This is a genomic window from Antrihabitans auranticaus, assembly GCF_016481275.1.
In the GTDB taxonomy this organism is placed as follows: Bacteria; Actinomycetota; Actinomycetes; order Mycobacteriales; family Mycobacteriaceae; genus Antrihabitans.
The window spans coordinates 868,154-891,878 of the sequence record NZ_JAEMNW010000001.1; the positions used below are offsets into that span (position 1 = coordinate 868,154).

At 64.2% G+C, this 23,725-nt stretch carries 21 protein-coding genes; 8 read left to right on the forward strand and 13 right to left on the reverse strand.

Annotation, left to right across the window (positions count from 1 at the left end):
• Positions 1-175: 175 nt before the first annotated feature.
• From eat to eutC, 3 genes are read left to right on the forward strand one after another with little or no spacing between them, the layout of a single operon-like run.
• A complete protein-coding gene (eat, locus tag JGU72_RS03850; RefSeq protein WP_199682389.1) occupies positions 176-1,588 on the forward strand; it encodes an ethanolamine permease in 1,413 nt (470 codons plus the stop codon).
• Positions 1,585-2,994, forward strand: a complete 1,410-nt coding sequence (locus JGU72_RS03855; protein ID WP_199682390.1) for an ethanolamine ammonia-lyase subunit EutB — start codon at positions 1,585-1,587, stop codon at positions 2,992-2,994. The genes eat and JGU72_RS03855 overlap by 4 nt, the downstream gene beginning before the upstream one ends.
• The gene (gene eutC, locus JGU72_RS03860; RefSeq protein ID WP_199682391.1) at positions 2,991-3,749 is read left to right on the forward strand and encodes an ethanolamine ammonia-lyase subunit EutC; all 759 of its coding nucleotides are present in this window, start codon (positions 2,991-2,993) and stop codon (positions 3,747-3,749) included. Before JGU72_RS03855 ends, eutC begins: the two co-directional genes overlap by 4 nt.
• A gap of 3 nt (positions 3,750-3,752) precedes the next feature.
• Here eutC and JGU72_RS03865 read toward each other — a convergent pair whose 3' ends face one another.
• The 3 genes from JGU72_RS03865 to JGU72_RS03875 all read right to left on the reverse strand — a co-directional run bounded on the left by JGU72_RS03865 (position 3,753) and on the right by JGU72_RS03875 (position 6,655).
• Positions 3,753-4,832 carry an Rv3169 family protein gene (locus tag JGU72_RS03865; protein ID WP_374101076.1) on the reverse strand — a complete coding sequence of 360 codons (1,080 nt, stop codon included), beginning with the start codon at positions 4,830-4,832 and terminating at the stop codon, positions 3,753-3,755.
• Complete coding sequence (locus JGU72_RS03870; RefSeq protein WP_199682392.1) at positions 4,829-5,932, reverse strand: phosphotransferase family protein; 1,104 nt, start codon at positions 5,930-5,932, stop codon at positions 4,829-4,831. The genes JGU72_RS03865 and JGU72_RS03870 overlap by 4 nt, the downstream gene beginning before the upstream one ends.
• Before the next feature lie 66 nt (positions 5,933-5,998).
• The gene (locus tag JGU72_RS03875; protein WP_199682393.1) at positions 5,999-6,655 is read right to left on the reverse strand and encodes a TVP38/TMEM64 family protein; all 657 of its coding nucleotides are present in this window, start codon (positions 6,653-6,655) and stop codon (positions 5,999-6,001) included.
• 92 nt (positions 6,656-6,747) lie between these two features.
• Between JGU72_RS03875 and JGU72_RS03880 the strand changes: the two genes are divergently transcribed.
• From JGU72_RS03880 to JGU72_RS03890, 3 genes are read left to right on the forward strand one after another with little or no spacing between them, the layout of a single operon-like run.
• Positions 6,748-7,347, forward strand: a complete 600-nt coding sequence (locus tag JGU72_RS03880; protein WP_199682394.1) for a TetR/AcrR family transcriptional regulator — start codon at positions 6,748-6,750, stop codon at positions 7,345-7,347.
• A complete protein-coding gene (locus tag JGU72_RS03885; protein WP_199682395.1) occupies positions 7,344-8,222 on the forward strand; it encodes an SDR family NAD(P)-dependent oxidoreductase in 879 nt (292 codons plus the stop codon). The genes JGU72_RS03880 and JGU72_RS03885 overlap by 4 nt, the downstream gene beginning before the upstream one ends.
• A complete protein-coding gene (locus JGU72_RS03890; RefSeq protein WP_199682396.1) occupies positions 8,219-9,781 on the forward strand; it encodes an AMP-binding protein in 1,563 nt (520 codons plus the stop codon). Before JGU72_RS03885 ends, JGU72_RS03890 begins: the two co-directional genes overlap by 4 nt.
• On the opposite strand, the gene JGU72_RS03895 is transcribed toward JGU72_RS03890, so the two are convergent.
• The 3 genes from JGU72_RS03895 to JGU72_RS03905 form a co-directional block, all read right to left on the reverse strand.
• Positions 9,778-10,929 carry an SRPBCC family protein gene (locus JGU72_RS03895; RefSeq protein ID WP_199682397.1) on the reverse strand — a complete coding sequence of 384 codons (1,152 nt, stop codon included), beginning with the start codon at positions 10,927-10,929 and terminating at the stop codon, positions 9,778-9,780. The genes JGU72_RS03890 and JGU72_RS03895 overlap by 4 nt on opposite strands.
• The gene (locus JGU72_RS03900) at positions 10,929-12,137 is read right to left on the reverse strand and encodes an oxygenase MpaB family protein (protein ID WP_199682398.1); all 1,209 of its coding nucleotides are present in this window, start codon (positions 12,135-12,137) and stop codon (positions 10,929-10,931) included. The genes JGU72_RS03895 and JGU72_RS03900 overlap by 1 nt, the downstream gene beginning before the upstream one ends.
• Positions 12,138-12,263: 126 nt before the next feature.
• Positions 12,264-12,899 (reverse strand): TetR/AcrR family transcriptional regulator, encoded by a 636-nt coding sequence (locus JGU72_RS03905; protein ID WP_233531082.1) that lies wholly within the window; start codon positions 12,897-12,899, stop codon positions 12,264-12,266.
• Between the two features lie 57 nt (positions 12,900-12,956).
• Here JGU72_RS03905 and JGU72_RS03910 point away from each other — a divergent pair, with 57 nt between their 5' ends.
• Both JGU72_RS03910 and JGU72_RS03915 read left to right on the forward strand, forming a co-directional pair.
• On the forward strand, positions 12,957-13,346 hold the full coding sequence (locus JGU72_RS03910) for an ACT domain-containing protein (RefSeq protein ID WP_199682399.1): 390 nt from the start codon (positions 12,957-12,959) through the stop codon (positions 13,344-13,346).
• A gap of 16 nt (positions 13,347-13,362) precedes the next feature.
• Entirely contained in the window at positions 13,363-14,385 is a 1,023-nt protein-coding gene (locus tag JGU72_RS03915) for an AraC family transcriptional regulator (RefSeq protein ID WP_199682400.1), read from the forward strand.
• Here JGU72_RS03915 and JGU72_RS03920 read toward each other — a convergent pair.
• The 7 genes from JGU72_RS03920 to JGU72_RS03950 form a co-directional block, all read right to left on the reverse strand.
• A complete protein-coding gene (locus JGU72_RS03920) occupies positions 14,382-15,860 on the reverse strand; it encodes a flavin-containing monooxygenase (protein ID WP_199682401.1) in 1,479 nt (492 codons plus the stop codon). The two genes, JGU72_RS03915 and JGU72_RS03920, sit on opposite strands and share 4 nt — an antisense overlap.
• Before the next feature lie 106 nt (positions 15,861-15,966).
• Positions 15,967-17,247 (reverse strand): low temperature requirement protein A, encoded by a 1,281-nt coding sequence (locus JGU72_RS03925; protein WP_233531084.1) that lies wholly within the window; start codon positions 17,245-17,247, stop codon positions 15,967-15,969.
• 19 nt (positions 17,248-17,266) lie between these two features.
• Positions 17,267-18,322 (reverse strand): alpha/beta hydrolase fold domain-containing protein, encoded by a 1,056-nt coding sequence (locus tag JGU72_RS03930; RefSeq protein ID WP_199682402.1) that lies wholly within the window; start codon positions 18,320-18,322, stop codon positions 17,267-17,269.
• A complete protein-coding gene (locus JGU72_RS03935; protein ID WP_199682403.1) occupies positions 18,312-20,129 on the reverse strand; it encodes a flavin-containing monooxygenase in 1,818 nt (605 codons plus the stop codon). The genes JGU72_RS03930 and JGU72_RS03935 overlap by 11 nt, the downstream gene beginning before the upstream one ends.
• The gene (locus tag JGU72_RS03940) at positions 20,126-20,953 is read right to left on the reverse strand and encodes a hypothetical protein (protein WP_199682404.1); all 828 of its coding nucleotides are present in this window, start codon (positions 20,951-20,953) and stop codon (positions 20,126-20,128) included. The genes JGU72_RS03935 and JGU72_RS03940 overlap by 4 nt, the downstream gene beginning before the upstream one ends.
• A gap of 12 nt (positions 20,954-20,965) precedes the next feature.
• Entirely contained in the window at positions 20,966-21,955 is a 990-nt protein-coding gene (locus tag JGU72_RS03945; RefSeq protein ID WP_199682405.1) for a carboxymuconolactone decarboxylase family protein, read from the reverse strand.
• A complete protein-coding gene (locus JGU72_RS03950; RefSeq protein ID WP_199682406.1) occupies positions 21,952-23,511 on the reverse strand; it encodes a flavin-containing monooxygenase in 1,560 nt (519 codons plus the stop codon). The genes JGU72_RS03945 and JGU72_RS03950 overlap by 4 nt, the downstream gene beginning before the upstream one ends.
• Positions 23,512-23,725 lie beyond the last annotated feature (214 nt).

Consider the following 23,725-nt stretch of genomic DNA (forward strand, 5'->3'; position numbering starts at 1 on the left):
GGCGGGTATTTCTCACCAAACTTTGCAGAGACGTATGTCGGCCGTCACATCGCAGGGCTAGTGTCGAAACAAGGACGATCGATCAGTCCGCCCCGGCAGTCCCATTCCGGCCGTCGAATTCGATTGCGATCGTTGATTTTTACCTGCCGTCTACCGCCACAGCTGGAGTCGCGTCATGTCCGCCACCGAAACATCCGCGCTCGAATCGAGCGACTACCTCGCCAAGCGTCAACTGAAGAAGGGCACCGCCGGCTGGGTGCTGCTCGCCGGACTCGGTGTCAGCTATGTCGTCTCGGGCGACTACTCCGGCTGGAACTTCGGCCTCGAGCAGGGCGGTTTCGGCGGTCTTGCAATCGCGGCGGTCGTCATCGCGGCGATGTACTTCGCAATGGTGCTAGGCATGGCCGAGATGTCGTCGGCCTTGCCCGCGGCAGGTGGCGGATACACCTTCGCTCGCCGCGCGCTGGGGCCGTGGGGCGGATTCGCCACCGGCACAGCAATTCTCATCGAGTACGCGATTGCGCCCGCCGCCATCGCGACTTTCATCGGCGCCTACGTCGAGTCCCTGGGACTCTTCGGTATCCACGACGGGTGGTGGGTCTACCTCGCCGTGTATGCCCTGTTCATCGGCATCCACCTGAGCGGAGCCGGTGAGGCGCTGAAGGTGATGTTCGTGATCACGGCGATCGCGCTGATCGGTCTTGCGGTGTTCGTGGTCGCCGCAATCGCACACTTCGACCTCTCGAACCTGACCAACATTCCCGCCACGGACGCAGCGGGTGCATCCGCATTCCTGCCGCACGGCTATCTCGGCGTCTGGGCGGCTATCCCATTCGCCATCTGGTTCTTCCTCGCTGTCGAGGGTGTGCCGCTCGCGGCTGAAGAGACGAAGGACCCGGAGAAGAACGTGCCGCGCGGAATCGTTGCGGCAATGTCGATTCTGCTGGTCACATGTGCTCTCGTCCTTGTTCTGACGACGGGTGCAGGCGGTGCCGACGCCATGCAGACCTCCGGAAACCCGCTCGTGGAAGCGCTCGGCGACAGCGGCGCTGCGAAGGTCGTCAACTACATCGGGCTCGCCGGACTCATCGCCAGCTTCTTCTCGATCATCTACGCCTATTCCCGTCAGCTGTTCGCGCTCTCTCGTGCGGGTTACCTGCCCAGGGCGTTGTCGGTCACCAATTCGCGCAAGGCACCTGTTCTCGCGCTGATCGTTCCGGGCGTCATCGGATTCGCCCTGACGTTCACCGGCAAGGGGGCGATGCTGCTGAACATGGCGGTGTTCGGAGCCGCTGTCAGTTACGTGCTCATGATGATCAGCCACATCGTTCTGCGCCGCCGCGAGCCCGAGATGCAGAGGCCCTACCGCACGCCGGGCGGCACGATCACCACCGGATTCGCGCTCGTCATCGCCTCTCTCGCCGTCGTCGCAACGTTCCTTGTCGACAGCACCGCCGCGATCTGCTGCCTCGCAGTGTTTGCCGCCTTCATGGCCTACTTCGGCTTGTACAGCCGGCACCACCTCGTGGCAAACTCCCCCGACGAAGAGTTCGCGGCGCTCGCTCGCGCCGAAGCGGATCTCGGATGAGCTACCACCAGCACATTTCGGGCACGACCTACACGTTCGATTCGCTCGTGGAGGTAATGGCGAAGGCGACGCCGCTCCGCTCCGGCGACCAATTGGCCGGGTGCGCGGCCGAATCCGATGCCGAGCGTGCCGCCGCATCATGGGTCCTCGCGGATCTCCCGCTGACGACATTTCTCGAAGAGCAGGTCGTTCCGTACGAAACCGACGCGGTCACCCGGTTGATTCTGGATAGCCATGACCGGTCCGCGTTCGCACCCGTCGCCCACCTGACCGTCGGCGGATTCCGGGACTGGTTGCTGGAAACCGCCGCTCGACCGGGCGGAGCGACCACACTGACCGCTGTCTCGGCCGGCCTGACGCCCGAAATGGTTGCGGCAGTGTCGAAGATCATGCGCAACCAGGATCTGATCGCGGTGGCTCGGGCATTGCGCGTCACCTCGGCGTTCCGCACCACGCTCGGCTTGCCCGGGCGAATTGCGACCCGGCTCCAGCCGAACCATCCGACCGACGATCCCCGGGGAATCGCGGCCGCGACGCTGGACGGTCTCCTCATGGGCTGCGGTGACGCGGTGATCGGCATCAATCCTGCGACCGACTCACCCCGCGCCACAGCCGACCTGCTTTTTCTGCTCGACGACATCCGCACCCGATTCGATATCCCGATGCAGTCGTGCGTGCTTTCCCACGTGACGACCACGATGGAGCTGATCGAGCGAAATGTTCCGGTGGACTTGATGTTTCAGTCCATCGCCGGCACCGAGGGCGCGAATACGAGCTTCGGCGTCACGATTCCGATGTTGCTCGAGGCGAATGAAGCGACCAGGTCACTGCAGCGGGGTACCGTCGGTGACAACGTCATGTACCTGGAAACCGGTCAGGGATCGGCACTTTCGGCAGGTGCCCACCTCGGAACCGGCGGCAAGCCTGTTGACCAGCAGACGCTCGAAACGCGGGCCTACGCTGTCGCGCGCAGACTCGATCCACTGCTCGTCAACACGGTCGTCGGGTTCATCGGGCCCGAATACCTTTACGACGGAAAACAAATCATTCGTGCGGGCCTCGAGGACCACTTCTGCGGCAAATTGCTCGGCCTGCCGATGGGTGTCGACGTGTGCTACACGAATCACGCCGAAGCCGATCAGGACGACATGGACAACCTGCTCACGCTGCTCGGCGTCGCAGGTGCCGCTTTTGTGATTGCAGTTCCAGGTGCCGACGACGTCATGCTCGGCTATCAGAGCCTGTCGTTCCACGACGCGCTCTATGTCCGCCAGGTCCTCGGTCTGCGGCCGGCACCCGAGTTCGAAGCGTGGCTGCAGACGCTCGGGATGGCCGACGAGCACGGGCGGATCGTTCCCGTCGATGCGGCCACATCTCCCCTCCTTGCACTGGCGGCCACCCGATGAACCGCGACCCGGACGTGTGGTCTCCGCTACGACTGTCGACCCAAGCCCGAATAGGTTTGGGGCGCAGTGGAAATTCACTTCCGTCTCAGCGTGTGCTGGAATTCAAGGCCGCTCATGCGGCTGCACGCGACGCCGTACACGTCCCTTTCGACGCCGACGCGATGCTGGACCGAATCGGACAGGCGGGAATCGGCCGGCCATCCCTGGTCTACAGCAACGCCGGCTCGCGCAGCGAGTATCTGCGGCGACCCGATCTCGGCCGCACACCGGCCGACCTGACCACCCTGACCCGCACCGCGGACGACATCGGCTTCGTCCTCGCCGACGGCTTGTCACCGCGCGCGCTCGCCGAGCACGGCGCTGGACTGCTCGATGCCTTGATCATGGAGTTGAGCCCGCATTTCAGCATCGCACCACCGGTCGTCGCAGTTCAGGCCCGTGTTGCGTTGGGCGATCACATCGGGCACGCATTGGGGGTGCGCACGACGATCATGCTGATCGGCGAACGTCCCGGGCTGTCCGTTGCAGACAGCCTTGGCATCTACCTCACACACAATCCCGAGCCAGGTCGCACGGATGCGGATCGCAACTGCATTTCCAACATCCATCCGCCCGACGGATTGGACTACGCACGCGCGGCCAAGATCACTGCGGCCCTTGTCGCGGGTGCGCGCCGCCTCGGGAGGTCCGGCGTCGCTTTGAAAGACACGTCGGCCGAGGAACTCGCTGCGGCGGAAACCCTGACCCTGGAGTAGTGGCTACCAACCTGCGAATCCGGATGGATCGTGTCGGCCCATCGACGCGTGTTCGAACATGCCCCACCCCTCCGCGCCGTTACACGTGGCGCGCGCGACGTGGTCCGAAACACCCCATGGCACAAGGCCTTTGACGGCGTCCGACGTCAGGTCGTAGGTGGAGTGCAGGGACCAGTCCGCGCCCTTCCACTGTCCGTGACTCCATTCCGGATCACCGCCGTACCCGCAGCCGACGTGCAACGGGACGAACCCGCGCGTCTCGACCTCGACGACGAGCGCCTCTCCTGCAGGCGTGGTCAGGTGGAGCTTGGCTCCCAACGGATGCCGAGTGCCTGTCGCATAGTCGATCTCGACGCGCGGCCACCCGAGTTGTTCGACTCGGCCGTCCGCGAAGACCCGGCACGCGTCGTTGAGGGTCCGGTAGCCGTCGGGCTGTTCTTGTACGATGACGATCAGTGCAAAATCGTCGAACCGCAGAGGTACGTATAGCCACCAAAAGCCTTGCGACGTAGACGGAATCCCTGCGGGATCGGGGTCACCGGAGGGCCGGATGCCCCAGGACCGGTCACGCGTTCCGAGCCACGTGTCCGGTGTGACGTCGTAGTCCTTGCCAGCGACGTGGAGGGCTCCGGACCAGGAGCCGACCTGCGCGAAGCGCTCGGCGTCGAGGGTTGGCCGCGCCGGGCCGAGCATCAGATGCGGCTGTTCGAGCACGGCCGGGAAGGAGCCGTTCCAGGTGAGGTCGAATCCCAGCTCGTCGTGCTCGCAGATGACACGAATCGTGTTGAGCGGGTCCACAACCTCGACGCGATAGCCGCCGACCGCTTGGTCGAGCGAGCGCTCGCCCAGAGCGTCCGAGAACCGGATCGAGTGCAGCGTCTCACCGACCCGGACCGTGGCGTACGCATCGCGCACCCCGAGATTGGGGTAGGTCCCCATTCCCGTGACGACGAAGACATCGCCGGTTCGATCGTGTGCGTTGAGGTAGCACCTGTCGTAGAAGTGCCGGTCGCTGGTGACCGGACGGGCCATCGTCAACGGCGCCTGATGGATCGGATATTCGTCGAGTGCAATGGGTTTCACGCCATCAGCCTCTCGAGCAGTGCGCGGTGCATGACGTAGTCGTCGGGGTCGTCGGGGACGGTCTGTTCACCGAAGTGAATCATTCGCCGTCTGATTCGCGCCATTACGATGCCGTGCCGCAACGCCGCGTAGACGAGATACCAATGCAGGTCGGTGATTTCGTGTCCGGATGCGGCCGAATACGTCGCGGCGTACTCCTCCGGCTTCGCGAACTCCGGCATTCCCGGCTGGTCGAACATGTCCGCGATGTCCTGAAAGAAGGCGTGCACCATCGGGAACCACGCAATGTCGAGACCCCGGGGCGAGATAGTCGCCATCTCCCAGTCGAGCACCGCGGCCGGCGTGAAGCCGTCGAACAGGATATTTCCGGGACGCGCATCACCCCACGACAGGACCGGGTCACCCTGGTCGGTAGGCCAACGTTCTTCGAGCCACGCGAATGCGCGCTCGAGAATGGGAATCCGCACGCCGTCGTCGGCGTAGGTCCAGGCGTAATAGCCGCGCTCACGGTCGAAATGGGAACGCAGCGGGTCTGGCCCAGCTTCGTCGATCAACTGCTGCGGAAGCGAGTCGACGGGTACGGAATGGACCGCCGCAACGATTTCGGCGGTGACGTCCTGCAGGCCGCGGCGCTGCTCGAGTGTTGCCTCCAGTAGCCAACCGGTGAAGATGTAGGGCGGGTTGTCGATCGGGACCCGACCGCTGACGGCGCCCATGACGATGAACGGCGAGCCGAGCAGTTCCCCGGTCGGCTCGAACCCGACAAGCGGCGGAATCGGGACGACGTCTGCCGCGGCGACCGCTGCCATCACGTCGAATTGCCGCTTCAGGTCGTAATTCGGAAAGACCGGAAACGATGAACTGTCCGGGGCGAGGCGGGCGACGAAGTCCCTTCGCTGACCGTCCCACTCCGCTGTGAAAAACACCGTCACACTCGACATTCCGCCACCGCTCGGCGGGTGCACGTCGACGACGGACACCGGACCCGACGAGTTCAGCACCGGTCCCAACCAGCTGCCGAGAGCCTCGCCCACCTCCCCCAGGTCGCGCTGATGGACGGTCATCTTCGTTTCTGCCGTGACGTCATGGTCCGCAGTCATGCCATCCTCCTGGAACACGTTCTATTTTTGTGGAACATAGTCCTGTGTGGAGGCATGGGGCAAGGGTCAGGCCTGCGCTGGCTCCGAACCCGTAGTCAGCCGCGCGTCTACAACCAACCCGGCAACGCCGATTGCTATGCAGATACCCGACAGCACAAGCAGCGCAGGGTTGGTGCGACCGGTCAGTGCGTCACCGAGGACCACCACGCCGACCGTCCCTGGAATCACACCGACGAGCGTCGCGAACATATACGGCGCCAACCTGATCGACGAGACACCGGCGCAGTAGTTCACGACCGAGAACGGCACGGGCGCTATCAATCGGAGCGACCCGACGGCGAGCCAACCGCGTTTCGCCAGCCGCGTGTCGACGGCCTGCACGGCGGGGTGCGTCAGGTGCCTGGCGAACACATCGCGACCCAATGCCCGGACGAGCAGAAAGGCGAGCGCAGCGCTCAGCGTGGTCGCCGAAACCGCGACGAGAATCCCTGTCACGGAGCCGAAGAGCAGGCCGGACGCGAGCGTGAATGCCGTGCGTGGGAACGGCAGAACACACACCACCGTGTGCGCGACGAAGAAGAGCAGGGGAAACGCCGGACCGACCGAACGCGCCCAATCTCTGATCTGCTGGGCATCGGGTAGTGGGAGCACGATCGCGGCAACGAGCAACGCGGCAAGGACCACGAGGAGAACGGCAACCCTCGGGTCCCGGAATCGCTTCACGCAGCTCAGGCTACCGCCCGCGAGCGCAGGCCCACTTGCGATCTGCCGCCTGGCGGCGCATTATGAACATTGTTCATATTGAGCGGAGGGTGATGGCGACCAAATGGGGCGATCGCGAAGGACGGCGTCGCGACATACTGCGCGCCGGCCGAATGCTGTTGCGTGAGAAGGGTCTCGTTGCACTGCAGATGCGCGAGGTCGCACGCGAAGCCGGCATCGCCCTCGGCACCGTCTACAGGTACTTCCCGACGAAGGAGGCACTCTTCGCCGTGATGTACGCCGAGCGACTCGATCAGATGTACGCCGAGCTCGAGCCCGTCATGAACCAACTCGCGGAGTTCGAGGATCAGTTCGTCGCAGTCGCGACGATGTACCGCGACGTCTACGCAGAGTTCGGCAAGGAGATCGACATCATGGCGATTCTGGGCCAACGCCCCGACCTCGAACCCGAGGCGCGCGACCAACTCGTCACTGCCGCACTCCGCCTGCTGAGCTGGTTTCGCAAGCTGATCGACGACGCCGGCGTCGACGAGCCCGATCTCGCGGTGACGGTGCTGTGGTCGACAGTCGTCGGCCTCGCCAACCGCTTTACGAGCGCGCGGCACGAGGTTCTCACACATGCCTGGGACGACACAGTCGAATTTGCCGCGCGCACTCTCGTCCGCGGTCTCGCTATCGAAAGGTCGCTATGAACATTCCGAACATCCTGCTGGACCGCTTGGTCAATCCGCCACGATCCACCGATCCGGATCGGCTCCGCCGGGCCGTCCAGGGCAAGAAGGTACTGGTGACCGGGGCGTCCTTCGGTCTCGGCGAAGCCACCGCACGCAAGCTCGGCGCGGCGGGCGCAACCGTACTGCTCGTCGCGCGGACCGCTGAGAAGCTCGACGACGTTGCGGCATCGATCAACGCCGGCGGAGGCTCGGCGGTCACCTACGCCGTCGACCTCACCGACGAGCCGGCCACTGCAGAGCTGGCGAAGCGGATCACCGAGGAATACGGTGCGCTGGACATCGTCGTGAACAACGCCGGAAAGTCGATTCGCCGCTCACTCGACTTGCAATACGACCGCCCGCAGGACTTTCAGCGGACGATCGACATCAACTACCTCGGCCCGATACGGCTGCTACTGGGACTGCTGCCGGCGATGCGCGAGGCAGGTGCCGGGCACATCGTCAACATTTCTACGATCGGCGTACGGATCTCTCCCGCGCCGCGCTGGGGCGCGTACCAGGCCTCGAAGGGCGCATTCGACACCTGGCTGCGCAGCGTCGGCCCCGAGCTGCGCGCCGACGGCGTGCGAATCAGTTCCCTCTACATGGGTCTGATCTACACCCGGATGAGCGCGCCGACGCCGACGCTGCGCAATCTTCCAGGCCTGCACCCCGACGAAGCAGCGGACATCGTGTCGAAGGCAATCATCGAGCGCCCGCGCACGATCGAGCCGTGGTGGGTGGGGTCCGCAGAATTGGCGTCGACGATCGCTTCCGGCCCGCTCGACCTCGCACTCCGGATCATGCATCGCAACTCTGCGGATTCGGAAAGCGCTCGGGGCAGCGAGCGATGACATCCACCGACGTCGCACGGACCGGGCTTGCCGTGCTTGTGCGATCCGGTCTCGCCAAACCCGTTGCCCCGCGGAAGCTGTTGCGAATCACGCGCGCCGTACGACGCGGTGGAACGAACCCGGCGACGGCGTTGGCCATCGCCGCCGCACGCTGGCCCGGCCGCACCGCTGTCATCGACGACGACGGTGCAATCACCTACCGGGACTTGCAGCTTCGCTGCGACAGGCTAGCTGTCGAACTGAGCGAACGGCATGGCGTCCGCGCCGGCGAGGCCGTAGGAATTCTGCTCCGAAACGGCCGCGGATTTGCCGAGAGTGTCTTCGCCGCCGCGTCGATCGGCGCCGACGTGGTTTTGCTCAACACCGAATTCCGGCAGGCCGCACTCGCGGCGGCGATCTCGGCGCACAACATTCGAGTCGTGTTGTGCGACAGAGAATTTTGTGAATCAGTCGGCGAGCATGCGAGAGCCGTCCACCCCGCGGAACCCAGCAGCACGACCGTGGTCCGACGTCGTGTCAGCGGGCCACCGGGGCGCATCATCGTGTTGACGTCGGGAACGACGGGAACGCCCAAGGGCGTACCCCGCACACCCGCGATCGGTCCGACACTCGGCATTGCCGCGTCGGTTCTGCATCGCACTCGACTTCGGACCGGATCTCGAATCGTCCTCGCAGTACCGATGTTTCACGCCTTCGGTTTCGCAATTCTGATGCTGTCGGTCGCGCTTGGCGCGACGATGATCACACGGCGCCGCTTCGATGCCGAGGCCGCACTCGCGCAGGCCTCCCTCCATCGCGCCGACGCGTTCGCCGCGGTACCGATCATGCTTGCCCGCATTCTGGACCTTCCCGAAGCTGTGTCTGCGCGAAACCCTGCAGACCGCCTACGCGTGGTGATCTCGGGCGGCGCACCGCTGAGTCCCGTTCTTGCCGAACGCTTTATGGACGCATTCGGCGACATCCTCTACAACGGCTACGGGTCCTCCGAGGTCGGCATCGGGACGTTCGCGACCCCCGCCGACCTGCGGGACGCGCCGGGAACCGTCGGCCGACCCGTCGCCGGTTCACCCGTCCGGATCCTCGACAACAACGGTAATACTCTCGGTGCCAACGTCATCGGCCGAATCTTCGTTGGCGGCGATCTCGCATTCGACGGCTACACCGGCGGCGGCGGAAAGGAGGTCGTGGCGAACCTGACCAGCACCGGCGACATGGGATATACCGACGAGAAAGGGCGCCTCTTCATCGTCGGCCGCGACGACGACATGATCGTGTCGGGCGGAGAGAACGTATACCCGCAAGCCGTCGAGAATGCGCTCGCCGAACATCCGGATGTTGCCGATAGCGCAGTCGTCGGCGTCTCCGACGAGGACTACGGGCAGCGTCTCACTGCCTTCGTCGTGCCCAGGGAGAACGGCGCCATCGACGTGGACGAGCTGCGAAACTTCCTGAAGAGGAAGGTGTCTCGCTTCGAGCAACCGCGGGATATCCGGTTCGTGAGCAGCATTCCGCGCAATCCCGCGGGCAAGGTGCTGCGCCGCGAACTGCTGGGTTCCTAGGAGTCGGCGACGCCAAGTTTCGCCCGCACAAGTTCGCCGCCCTTGTCGAACGCCTCCAGCCTGCGACGCGCGACGTCGTAGTACCGGCTCATCAGTTGATCGCGAAATTCCGGCGGCAGGACGCTGCGCGAGAGGCGCAGCCACAACGGATGGTAATGGCGTGGCATCTGCTCCATCAGACGGTCGGACGCCTTGCGGAAGATGTCAGCCATGCGTATGTAGTCGGCGCGGAAATACACGTAGTCACATCGACCGCGGAAGTCGCGAAGGTACGTCTCCGCAAGCGCACGAGGCAGATCCACCTCGATGTGTGCGGCTACACCCTGCAGAAGAGCCTTCACGATCAGCTGCGCGGATTGCTTCGCGCCGCCCGCCTCGGCAGTACTCCACGCGCGGTGCCATTGTTGCGGCGTCGGCTCGCCCGCCTCGAAGGTGAACAGGCTTTCGGAATACAGCTCGTGGAACCGGGGAATGAGCCGCAACACCCACTCCGGATTGTTCACGAGCCCCGACTCGAGATGTGCCAGTTGCTCTTCGGTGACGAACTGGTACACACGGGCGAACCATTGCTTGGGATCGTCCGCGCCTGCCAGTCGATCGGCGATCGCGCGTTGCTGCGCGAGAATCGCGTTCGCTTCCGCGAGCAAGGGGGTGAGGTCCGCGGGTTCGATATGCCTCGGCCCTGCAGTGGTGGATTCCCGCGAGCCCGCGGCGATCTCGGCCAGCCGCTTCAGTGATCGCGAGAGTTCGGGAGCTATGAGCTGGCGCGCAAGTAGTGAGACCCCCGGAATTGCGAAGCGCATCACCACTTCCCAGCTGACTTCGGATGCCGCTCCCCCGTCCACGCCGGCGATGGCGATATTGCCACGGTGCTCGCGAAGCCCTGCCGCACCGCGAAAGACCGTGTAGCCGAATCGATGCGGCGGCTCGGACTCGTGTACCACCTCCGACAGCCGCGCCGAACCGGGACCCGGGAGGTGGATCCGGCGCAACGTGCCGACGCCGTCAGCCCGGCCGCCGTCGCCGGCATCGACCAGTTCGATACGGGCCGTGGACCACTCGTTCATGCGGGCGGGGTCGGTGAGCAGATCCCAGACCGCGGCAGGCGGCGCGGCGACACGCTGCCGCAGCACAATCGTGTCACCCATTACGCTGCCGCCTCCGGCCGCAGCGGCGTCTGCTTCGTGCTGAAGCGGCCGAGGTTTCGAACGACGAACCTGAGTTCGCGGTCCACGAGGCGGTCCTCGGATCCCAGGAGGCCGAGTGTGCGCGTAGCTTCGCGCATCCGGACCGCTTGCCGGGCGAGCACGACGAGGTGATGCGCGGGAGTTCGGCGTAGCCCCATCCCCCTTGCGGCATTCGGCGGGACCCAGCGCGTCGAAATGCTCGCGAAGAGCGAGGCAAGGACCGGCGTCGCAACAGCTTTCAGTGCACGGGCTGCGGGAGCCGGCAGGGCATCCAGCGAATAGCCATCGTGCAGAAGCGCATCCGTCAACGTGCGAGAGTTCCCGTCCGGGTCGATCTCGAACCGTCCGGCAACGTCGAACATCTCCTGAGCCTCGCGGTAGTTGTGCGGGAGCAACTCGTCGGGCACACCCATGACGAATCCGATCCAACGCCATTGGTGCGCAATTGCTTCGTACTCTGCCGAGGAGTAGGAGATCCCGAGGTCCGCCGCGACGATGAGCGGCAGGACGAGGAAACCACCGCTGATGGTCAGTGCGCTGTAGCTCTGGTTGATCGGAACGCCCCAGCTCTGCGCGTCCCAGCCTTGCGCGGTCAGCAGATGCCGCCGAACGAGCGCGTGCACCATTCTGATTCGCACACTTTCCGCCCAGCCCCGCGCGCCCGGAGCCATGCCACCGGGCGCTGTTGCGGTGACGATCCAGCGACCGGTCTCCGCGAGGCGGTCGCTGGTTCCCGACGTCAGGCGTCCAGTCATCGCAAGCGGACGGCTCAGCCCGGGCGACTGGTACCCGTACATCAGCGACTGATAGAGCGTGATCGCCTGCACCGACCCGAATCGCCACCACGCACGCGCTCCGGCGTCGACAACCTCGGGCGAATACCACGAAGGCGGGTCGATCAGGGGAGCCAGTAGACGCTGCAACGATTCCGGCGCCTCGGTGCCATATCGGTGCACGTCGGTCAGTACGTGGTCGAGCAGCCGCCAACCACCTGGCATTGCGAGCAGATCGGCGGCCGCGCGGTCGGCGACATCGTCGCTGCGGTACATGTTCACGGCCAAGCGGTCGACCAGTTCGGGATTGTGCCGACGAACCTCTGCCCAGTTGGTCGCGCCCACATGCTCCGGCGGATGGGGCCATTCGACACTCGAGTCTGCGGGTGCGCTCATAAATAAACAGTCTGTCTATTTGTTGGCGTTGCGTCAACTACCTCGACACGCCACGCGACATACTCGACCAGGCGCTTAGCTGACGATCGCCCGCCCAGCGACCACAGCAGCAGCCTGCTCGGCGACCTACCCGCCGTCGACGTCGATCGGCAGCGCCAGGCTCGCGCCGCCGGCGCCGAGGAAGCCGGACCAGATCAACGCGGTCAGGTGGTCGACCAACTCGTCGCGACTCATCGTCCTTTCGCGAGCCCACCAGAAGACGGCGGTCGAGATCGCGCCGAGAACGGCTCGCGCCCACGGGCCCGCCGCGCGGGGGTTCCCGCCAAGTTGATCGAAACCCGCAGCCAGGACCGCTTCGAGCCAGGTCGCAAGCTCGTCGACGACGGCACCGGATCGCATGCTCGGAGCGAGCGCAGCCGACACGCTCGGCTCGTCGTCGACCCACCGGCACAGGCAATCGACTGCAGCCCGTGTCTGCGCGTGCGGATCCCCCGCCGAGCCGACGACGACGGCCACCTCGTCGATGATTCGTCGGGTTTGACGTCTGGCAAGAGCGGCTACCAGCGCGTCCTTGTCGGGGAATGCGGCGTAGACCGCCGACCGCGTCAGTCCCGCTTCGCGTGCGACATCGACGAGCGACAATTCCGGACCACGCGCACGCAAGCTGCGTTCGGCAGCGTCGAGCAATTCGTCTCGGCGCTGCTCGGGCTGGATCCGCGAACCCGGTGGCCGTCCGCGTCCTCGAATCATCGGGCCTGGCATATTCCTATCGTGCCATCTGCCGGGTCGCGGTGACTCGTGCATGCCAGACTGGCGAGCGTGACCGGCGAACGCGACCTCACCGCTATCCTCGCGACGTTGCAATCCAGCCTGCGTGCGGGGACGTTCGTGTTCGTCTCTGTCACAGACGCGGACGACATCCCATTCGCGGCGAGAATCGAAGAGGCAGAGGGAATCACGCTGGTCGTCGACCGATCCGTCGCCGACGCAAGGCAACTCGCCTACGACTTCGTCGCGCACTGGATCACGCTCGACGTCCATTCCTCGCTGCAGGCGGTCGGGCTGACAGCGGCGGTCAGCTCCGCGTTGACGGCTGCGGGAATAAGCTGCAACGTGCTGGCCGGCTTCTACCACGATCATCTTCTGGTACCCGCAGACCGCATCGATGATGCCCTCGCGGTACTCGACCGATTGCGCACCGAGCGCTGAAGGGAAGGTGCCACCGATGGTGGACTGGGACATTCCCCGCGCACCGACCAGTGTGCTCGTACTGCTGGACCTCGCCGCCGACCTCGCTGTTCCGGAGGCGGTCTGCCTGCGCGGCACTGCATTCGAACAAGCCCGGCTCCGTATGCCCAGCGCGGAAGTCACTGCACGCCAAGAGCTTTCTGTCATCACCAATTTGCTGGAGGCCCTCGGCCATCCTGCCGACCTCGGGGTGAGAGCAGGCAACCGCTACCACCTGACCACATACGGCATCTGGGGCTTCGCGTTGATCAGCAGTCCGACGCTGCGCAATGCCATCGATATCGGTCTGCGCTATCTCAACCTCACATTCGCGTTGTCCCGCATTCGAACACGTGATACGAACGACGAGTTTCAATTGGTCCTCGATACGCCCGATATCCCTTTTCCCCTGCGCCGCTATGCCATCGAACGCGATGCCGCAGCGATTCGAGTGATTCGGCGCGAACTGTTCGCGGCACCGATTCCGATCGAGCGGGCCAGCTTCACCTTTCCAGCGCCACCCGATATCTCCTTGTACACAGCCACTTTTGGAGTTGAGCCGGAGTTCGACGCCGCCGAGAACGTGGTCGCGATGCCCCCTGAAATTCTCGACCTGCCACTGCCCCAGGCCAATCAGCACACTGCCGCGCTTCTGCAAGCACAATGCCGAGAACTGTTGGAACGCATGCATGCCCGAACGGGACTGTCCGGACAGGTCCGCGACCTCCTGCTTGCTCGCGCGTCCGACCCGCCGAGCGCGGAGCAGGTGGCTCGTGAGCTCAACATGAGTTCCCGGACCCTGCGGCACCGCCTTTCGGCGGAGGCCACGTCCTTCCGCGATCTCCTCGACGAGGTGCGGCAACGACTTGCCGAAGAGCTGCTCTTCTCCGGCGGCTTGACGGTCGCGGAGACTGCGCAGCGCCTCGGGTACGTCGAACTCTCCAGCTTCTCGCAAGCGTTCCGCCGCTGGAACGGCGTGGGACCGCGCGAGTTCAAAGCCAGAGCGCTCAACCGCACCTAGACGCGCGCGGGGACTCGGGCAGGAGCAAGCTCGTAATCGCTTTCGGTCAGTCGCTGGGTGCGGCGCTTGTATTCGAAGGTGAACCCGGGCCAGTTGATCGGGTTCTTGCCGGCGGCGTTCTTGTACCAGCTGGTGCAATTCTGGGCCCATACACTTGCCCGAATGCGTTGCTGCAGCTTGGCATTGAAGCTGTCCTGTACGTCGGGGCGAACATCGAGGTAGGCAATGTCGCCGCGCGCAAGGCGGCGGACCGCCTGCAGTACGTAGCCGATCTGTGCTTCGAGCATGAACACGATCGAGCTGTGGCCGAGGTTTGTGTTCGGGCCGTACAGGACGAACAGGTTCGGAAATTTCGTGATGCTCATGCCGAGGTAGGCTTCCGCGCCGTCGCGCCACTCGTCGCGCAACACCGCACCGCCTCGTCCGGTGATGTGCATCGGGGCAAGCAGATCGGTTGCCTGGAACCCGGTTCCGAGGATGATGGCGTCCGCCTCGTGGAACTCACCGTCGGCCGTCACCAATCCGTTCGAGCGGATCTCGGTGATTCCGGTACTGACGACGTCGACGTTCGGGCGAACGAGCGCGGCGTAGTAGTCGTTGGAGATCAGGATCCGCTTGCACCCAATCGGATCTTGCGGGGTGAGCTTGGCGCGCAAGTCCGCGTCGGCGACCTCGCTGTTCAGGTACCGCCGGAACCGCGCCTCGAAAGGCGCCATCAGCTGTGGGAACTTGGTGAACGCCAGCGCGCGTGGCTCCAACTCCCAGTACGTCGCCCACCGCGAGAGACGCTGGAGGCCAGGGACCGCGCCGAACGCTGCGCAAACCGCGCGCGGGTAGGCGTAGTCCGGCTTCGGGATGACGTGCGCCGCATCGCGCTGGAAGAGCTTCAGCTCGGCCGCCTGCGGGGCAACCTTGGGCACGAATTGAATGGCCGACGCGCCGGTACCGATCACGGCGACCTTCTTGCCCGCGAGGTCGTAGTCATGGTTCCACCGCGCCGAGTGGAACAGCTCGCCTTCGAAGGTCTCGATGCCCGGGATGCGCGGGTACGCAGGCCGGTTCAGCTGGCCGGTGCCCGCGATCAACATGTCTGCGGTATGAGTCGTTCCGTCCGAAAGCTCGATGTTCCAGTTGGCGGCCATCTCGTCGAACGTCGCCGCCGTCACCTCGACATTGAACCGAACATGCTTGCGGACATCGTATTTGGCGGCGGCGTCGCGTAAGTATCGATGAATCTCGGGCTGGGGCGCGAATCGCCGCGACCAATCGCTCTTCGGCTCGAAGGAGAACGAGTAGAGGTGCGACGGCACATCGCACGCGGCGCCCGGATACGTGTTGTCACGCCAGCAGCCACCGACGTCACCGGCTTTCTCGAAGATCGTGATGTCGTCGTAGCCTGCCTTCTTCAGCTGGATCGCCATGCCAAGTCCGGCAAAGCCGGTGCCGATGATTGCCACGGAGGGGGTGCGCGCCATTTCGCTGCCTTTCGTTGGTGGTGTGCCTCAATTTTCGGCTCACACACCCGGCGGCAAGAGGTGCGCGTCGGCGGAAGAGTTACTCGTTTCGGCAAGCCAGGCTGCGTCAGCCCGCGCTCTCCTCGGCGAGCCGTGCGGCGATCGCATCCGAGGTGTGTCGGTGCCCCACGAGTTCGAATCCGATCACCGACACCAACGGTGCCAACATGACGACGACCAGGCACACCGCCATCGATACGCCGGCAATGGCCAAACCGATTGCGACAGCGAAGACCAACGCCGTCAGCCCGAGCAGCAGAATGTGGAACGGGTCAGCCATTCGAACGAGAATTGCAACCAGGACGTACACCATCGCGATATAGACAGCGACCGGGATCGCAACCGTCAGTACCGTTGCAACCGAACCCAACTCGGAATGATGCTCGATGTAATAGGCGGCCACGTGCAGGCCCGCGCCGGTCGCGACGATGGACGCGAACAAGATGATGTGCAGGTATCCCCACGGGATTGCACGGCTGCGTCTCGAGTGCAAAAGCTCCCCTGCCGGGATAGCGAAGTAGATCCACCACATCCCGAAAGTCAGGCCGGTGCCTGCGATGACGACGAGCACCGCATCGACAGACCAGCCCTGATTCCCGACGCCGGCAGACAGTGAGGCAACCGTGCCGACGACCCCCTCACCGAGCGCGATGATCGTCAGCAAACCGTGCCGCTCCGCGATGTGATGCGCGTGCCACGGCGTGCCGCCCTTACGCGTCTCGGCGAGTATCGGTCCGATCAGTTCGACGCCGGTCACCAACAGAACGAGGACGAACGTGACCGCGACCGACGTGTGCGCCACGATGATGCCGACCCACAACACCTGTGCGACAGAGACAGTCGTTGCATAACTCATGCATGCCGAACGCCGCGCTGGATCCTGGCGCGCGGCTCGCAGCCATTGCGCGACCATCGCGATCCGCATGACGACATAACCCGCGACCATGACCTGGTTGTCGACGTGCTCACCCTCCTCGATGGAGGCATACATCTGCGGAATACCCAGCGCCAGAATGATTACCCCGACCATCTGCACCATTGTCAGTGCCCGGTACACCCAGTCGTCGGTGTCGTACGCGGAGGCGAACCAACTGAAGTTCACCCACGCCCAGCAGACGGCAAATGTGGCGAACGCGAAACCCGCGAGGCCCGCACCGACGTGCCCCTCGGCCAGCAGATGCGAAAGTTCGGATGCAGCTACGCCGAAAGCAACGACGAAGGTCAAGTCGTAGAGCAACTCCAGCGGCGTCGCGACCCGGTGAGATTCGTGCGGATCGCGACCCGACATCGGCCGATATCGGTGCGCTGGAGTCGCTGGCGGCGTCGATTCAGACGAACTATTGGTCATATGCACGATACTGGCAGAATCAGCCGGTCGCCGACGCGGTTAGCGCGCTGACGAACTCGCCGACTTCGGCCAACGATTCCCGACCTTCCGGAACGAGATCGGCGGCGAGCTGGAACATATGAATCAGGCCGGGCCACAGCTTCACAGTTGATTCGACGTCTTCCGCGCCGAGTTTTGTATGCAGTGCCAGGGCGTCGACAGACAAGATTTCGGACTCGGCAGCGTGGATGAGCACCGGCGGAAGACCGCCCAGGGTCGCGTTGATCGGCGACAGACGCGCCGCATCGGCGATGCTCGATGCGAGTACGTGTTCCGCCATCAAGCGGCCGCCGCTCAGCGGCCAGGCACCGGTGATCGGAATGGCGGCGTCGAGGCGAGCGCGCGGGTCGGCAAGCTTCGTCGTCGGATCGAAATCGACCCAGGGGCTCAGCAGAACCAGACCTGCGGGTTGGCACAGCCCGGCATCGCGGACGGCCAGCGCGGTGGCGAGTGCGACCGCACAGCCACCGGAGTCGCCGCCGAACACCATGCGACTCGGGTCGAGTCCAGTGGCGAGCAACGCACGGTATGCGAGGAGACCATCGGCCACCGCGTCCGCGAACGTGTGCTCGATCTGCAGGCGGTACTCGACGCTGTATGCAGGCGTAGCGGCCTCCGCGGACAGTCGCGACAGCAGTCGCCGGTGTGAGTTGAACCCGCCGGCCACCAATCCCCCGCCGTGGAACCACACGATCGCCGCCTCGGCTTCGGGGTCGACACCTGGGCCGGTCACCTTCTCGATTCGCAGCCCGGACGGTGGGGCGTACATCATCTCGACGACGCTGCCGCGAACGGGAACCAGCGGCCGGGCGATGTAGTCCGCGACGGCAACGGGCCATTGGATGAACCTGGATTTGGCAGTGCCCGCAGGACCGATCGCGACCAGCATTCCGTACAGGCTGATCAGGCCGTTGAGAGTCGGTTTGATGAGTATCCGGCTCGTGCGGTGCAGAACTCCGGCTTGTCGGCTGGGTGGTCCGGCGTGCACGAGGACCGCATTCGCGCGAGTGCCGGTGGCGAGTGGATCAGTGCTCATGAGGGAAGTCCTTCGAGAGTTCCAGCTCCGCCAATTCCGCATCGAGGTCGGCGCCTGCACGGGCCTGCCGGAGGCCCGACAGCAACGGCTCGAGCGCAGCGCCGCGCGCACGATCATCGGTAGCCGCGAGAATGGATTCGCTCGCACGGCGCACAGCGCCGGCGCCGATGAGGCTCGTCACGAGGTCGTCGTTGACCACCGCCGCAGCAACAGAGCGCCGATCCGCGTGCCGGAAGAGCAACTGGTACAGGTGAATCCACCGCGGCCGCCGCTTTGCGGAGACTGGGGGCAGCGCATCCGCACCACCGAGGGCGGCGAACCGGTAGTCGTTTGCCACGTCGAAGGTGTTGTTGTCGAACCACGCCTTCACCGTCGAACTCGGCCTGATGAGGGGCACATCGCCGTGCGGGTCGAAAAAATAGCCCTCTTTGGCGTTGCAGTTGTTGTTGTAGAAGGCCGTGTATTTCATATGGCTGAGGCAATATTGGAAATACCGTTCGTTCGCCTCTTCGGTGACCTGTATTTCCGTCGCGCCACGGCGCTGCGCTTCGGCGACGCACCGGATCAGATGGCGTGCACTGAAGTCGACGGAAAGCGCGTACGAGTGACCGGTGAAGCTGTACGGACCGATCGGCAGAAAAGCGTTCGGTGCCACCGGCACGCTCGCCCCGTGAAACGCGCGAATTCGTTCGCGCTGGAACAACTCTCGAAGATCTTCCCCAGCCCGCCCGAGCAGCGGCAACGGCGGCTGGTCTTCGAACCCGCGGAAACCTGTGGCCATGACGATCATGTCGACCGGGCGGTGGACGCCGTCCACCGTCCAGATGCCGTCGGCGTCGATCCGCTCGATCCCGTCGGTCACCAACTCGACGTTGTCCCGGTTGAACGTCGGGTAGTACTTGTTCGACACGGTCGGGAATGTGCACCCCCAACCCGATCGCGGGCGGAGCCTTGTGCGAAGCTCTTTGTCGCGGACTCCGATTCGCATATTCAGCAGGCACATCCATTCGATCACTCGAACGATGAACGGTGCCCGCGTGTAGTAGACGAGTCCCGCAGTCTTGACCAGTTCCGCGGCACCGTGGATGAGGAGCGCGAGACCTTTCAGCGAGCCCGGGAAGCGCCGGAAGAACTTGCGAACCAGTTCCGGCACAGGAGGATCCGGCCGCGGCATGATCCAGGACGGGGTGCGCTGGTACACGTGCAGCCGCGCGACGTCGGGGGCAACTGCCGGCACGACCTGGACCGCCGAAGCCCCGGTACCGATCACCGCGACCCGCTTACCCTTGTAGTCATAGTCGTGGTTCCACCTGGCAGTGTGCATCACCGTGCCCGAGAACGATTCCAGGCCTGGCACATCGGCCATCTTGGGCTTCTGCAGCAGACCCCACCCGCCGATGACGTAGCGGCAGGTGACGCTGTGGCCGGTGTCGAGATGTGCCCGCCACAAGTGGTTGGCCTCGTCATATTCTGCGCTGAGAATCTCCACGCCGAGAATGGCGTGGTCGCGCAAACCGTACTTTGCGACGCAGTGGTCGACGTACTCCTTGATTTCGTGCCCGAGCGGGAATGTCTTCCGCCACTCCGGATATTGCTCGTCGTGGAAGGTGTAGAGCACTCCGGGCAGGTCCACAGCGATACCCGGATAGGTGTTGACGTGCCAGGTGCCACCGAAGTCGACATCCTTGTCGACCATCACGAAGTCCTGAATTCCCGCCTGGGCGAGCGCAATTGCGGTGCCGATGCCGGCATAGCCCGCGCCGAGGATGGCGAACTGGAAGTCCGGCGTCTCGAACTCGGTCGTCATCGTCGGGCGCTCTCGGTGAGCTGTGCGTTCAGTCGCGCCAGACCCGCAGGCAGCTCCTGCATGATCAGGTAGACCGAGAGGATAAGGATGAACGGAACAGGTCCGACGGTCGGTCCGCCGAGCGAGACCAGTCCGTTCATCGCGTTCAGCGGTCCCACGAGGGTGAAGCATCCGAACCACGCCAGCCCGTTCGTCACGCAAGTGAACGCCGCGAACCAGTTCAACCAGCTTGGAAACACGTTGCCACGGCGCGAGATCACGATGAACGACACGAAGAAGGGAATCCACAGGGCACCAAGCATGTAGGCCGAGGCGAACGTGACGACGTGTAGAGCGTGGATGATCTCGTCGCTGACGTGGTCGACGAGCAGAATGTTCGCCGCGAAAATTCCTATCTCGAGGGCGAAGAAGATGATCAGCGCGGCGTCGCTTGCGAAGCCGATCCAGCTCATCCGATGCCCCGGACTCGTGTCTGCGGGGTACAGCTTGCTCGCTACAGCCCCGCTCACACAGAGCAGAACGATGATCACGATGCCGGCAAGGAACATCGCAGCCTTCAACAGCACGGTGTATTCGCGCATGAAGTCCGAGATCGTCGAAGCCGACGAACCGTCGGGCAGGATCGTGACGTAAAGGGTCAGTAGCGCGGCGACCGCCCCAAGCGCCACTGCGCCGACGACGAGGTACGTCAGTCGTTGCAGCAGGCCACGTTGCGCCCAGCGGTCCAACAGGGAGATCAGCGCGGGGAGTGGGGGAATACGCCAGATTGCGGAAACCTTCTGCGGTGCAGCTTCTTCGATGGGTTCGAGCGTTTGCACGGACAATGGATTCTCCTGTCAGGACCGAGCGAAGTCGGCAACGAGTACGGGCATCAAGCGTGAGATTCTGTGCACACGAGTCGACATCGACTGCGTCTGCGTTGCATCGAGGATCCGGGGCGATTCGAGCGTGTGTGTGCGGTCGCCGATTCGAACCTCGGCTGTGCCTGCAGCGAGGACGTCTGCGACCCAGCGACGGCGATTGCCGTACGGCAAAGGGATTGCGACCGAACGCCCCTCGTCGAGGGTCAATACGCTGACCGACCGGCCGTTGATTCCGACCGTGCCATAGGGCGACTGACCGATCACATCGAGCATCTGCGCTATTCGACTTTCCGCACCGCGGAACGCCGCTGGCAATAGCGCGTCGCTGTCGTCGCCGCGGCGAGTGAGCATGAGTGGCGCCCAGTTGTAGCGTTTCTCCTCCGGTTGCAGGCCAACGGAATTGAAGAGCATCGCCAACTGGTCGTAGAGGCCGATGACGAAGAACAGTTCGGCAGTGCGGCGATTGTCGAGATAGGGCTCGAGCTCTTTCCAGGTGACGTCGCCGATCCGGTGATCCGCCTGGATCTCGTCGACGGCACGCAGCAAAGCTCGTTGCTCGTCGGTCCAGCCGGGTTCGTCGGGTCCGCGAGTGACGCGCTCGATCGTCTCGGGCGAAATGCCGCCGAGACGGGAAACATGGAAATGGACGTACCACTCGTAGCGGCCGTGAGCGTTCCAGATGGTCCGGAGGATCACGAGTTGGATGTTCGGGTCGCGGCGACGGCGCAACGGTGTGATCGACGCACCGTAGACGAACCAGGGCCACAGCAACCACGGGTTCAGCGAAAGTGCCTCTGCACCTTTGACGCTCGGGGTTCCCAGCACCACACCGGCAGCGCGGTGTGCCAGCCAGTTAAGGGGCCCGACGTCGGAGAGCTTGCCTAGTTCTATCCGTGGTTCGGAAATCTCGAACTGGCCGCTGTTCAGAGTGCGTTCGAGGATGGGTGAACCGTCGGCGGTCATACCGAAACCACCGTCGTCGCGGACCGGTCGGAACCCGCAAGAGCGGAGAACGAGTAGTCGCTCCGATCGAAGTAGCGCACGGCGAACCAGCTGAAGACGCCCAGGCTCGGCCGCAGGAAGGGCGCGTCGCCGTGCTCGTCGATGTAGTAACTGTTGGAGCCCGTGCAGCCGGCGCTCTTGAACACCTCGCCCTCGACCTTGCGGAGTGTGTCGTTCAAGAATCGACGATGCGCGTGCACTGTCGGCGCAACCCGCGTCGCACCCCGCTTACGTGCCTCTTGCACCACTTCGGCAGCGTGGGTGACGCCCAGATCGATTGTGCCGAACCATGATGCACCGGATACGCCGTAGGGTCCGGGGACAAGAAAGAGGTTCGGGAATTGCGGAAGCGTCGAACCCTGATACGCCTGTTTACGATCGACATTCCAGAGGGTGGCAAGGTCTGCACCGTCGACACCCCGGATCGCGTACGGCAAGTCGAAAACCTTGAAACCCGTTGCCAGCACGAGGGCGTCGACCTTGCGGGTGTGCCCCGACACGGTCTGGATTCCGTCGACCGTCACGCGTTCGATCGGGTCCGTGATCAGGTCGACGTCGGGACGGTTGAACGTGGGCAGGTACGTATTGGAGAACGAGGGCCGTTTGCAACCGAACTCGTAATCGGGCGTCAACTTCTGGCGAGTTTCTCTGTCCTGCACTTGCATTCGGAGCTGCGCCCGGCACACTGCGCCCATCGCCTTGGACAGTGCCGGCAGCCGGCTGTGGTAGACCGCGCCGAGAATGACGGTGCCGTCGCTGCCCGCCGTGGTCAGCAGCCGAACACCGCGCTGGACGAGCGGCACATTTGCGAAGACCCACTGCACAGCCGACGGAACCGCAACGTCAGGCTTCGGGATCACCCAGATCGGGGTCCGCTGATAGACGTCCAATTGCGCTGTCTCCGGGGCGATCGACGGAATGATCTGCAGCGCACTCGCACCGGTGCCGATGACTGCCACCCGCTTACCGCGGAGGTCGTAGTCGTGATCCCAACTCGCCGAACGCAAGATTTTGCCCTCGAAGTCGGCGAGGCCTGGAATGCTCGGCTCGACGGGCGTCACGAGGACGCCGTGGCAGGAGATCAGAAACCGCGCGCTCAAGGTTGCGCCGTTACCGAGAGTGACACGCCAGATGTGATTGCTGTCGTCGAACTCCGCGACCTCGACTGCAGTGTTCAGCATGAGATGATCGCGAAGATCGTACCGATCCGCGACGTCGGACGCGTACGACATCAGCTCGGCCCCCGGCGCGAAAACCCTTGACCAGTAAGGGTTCTGCTCGAAGTGGTACGAGTAGGTGAACGACGGAATGTCCACTCCTACACCGGGGTAGGTGTTGTCCCGCCACGTCCCACCGACATCGCCGCGTCGCTCGATGATGACGAAGTCCTCGATTCCCAGCTCTTTGAGCTTGACGCCGGCGCCGAGTCCAGCGAAGCCCGCTCCGACGACGACCACCTCGTAGTCCGGCTGTAGCGGTCCGTCGAGTCGATCCGAGGCTGCGGATTCACGTGACATGAGCGCGCCCACCTTCCATTCCGGGGACGCCGGTGCCGCTTCTCGCAGCCTCGTCGCCCGATGTGAGAATGACGGTACTATTTATATAACTGACACGTCAACCACATATTTATTTCTGCTGCTCAGAGCAGATTACGAGGGCCCCCCTCATGCGGTCCGGGTTCCCGGCTCAGGCCTGATTCTGTTCTCGTCAGGAGTGACACACAGGGCGCAA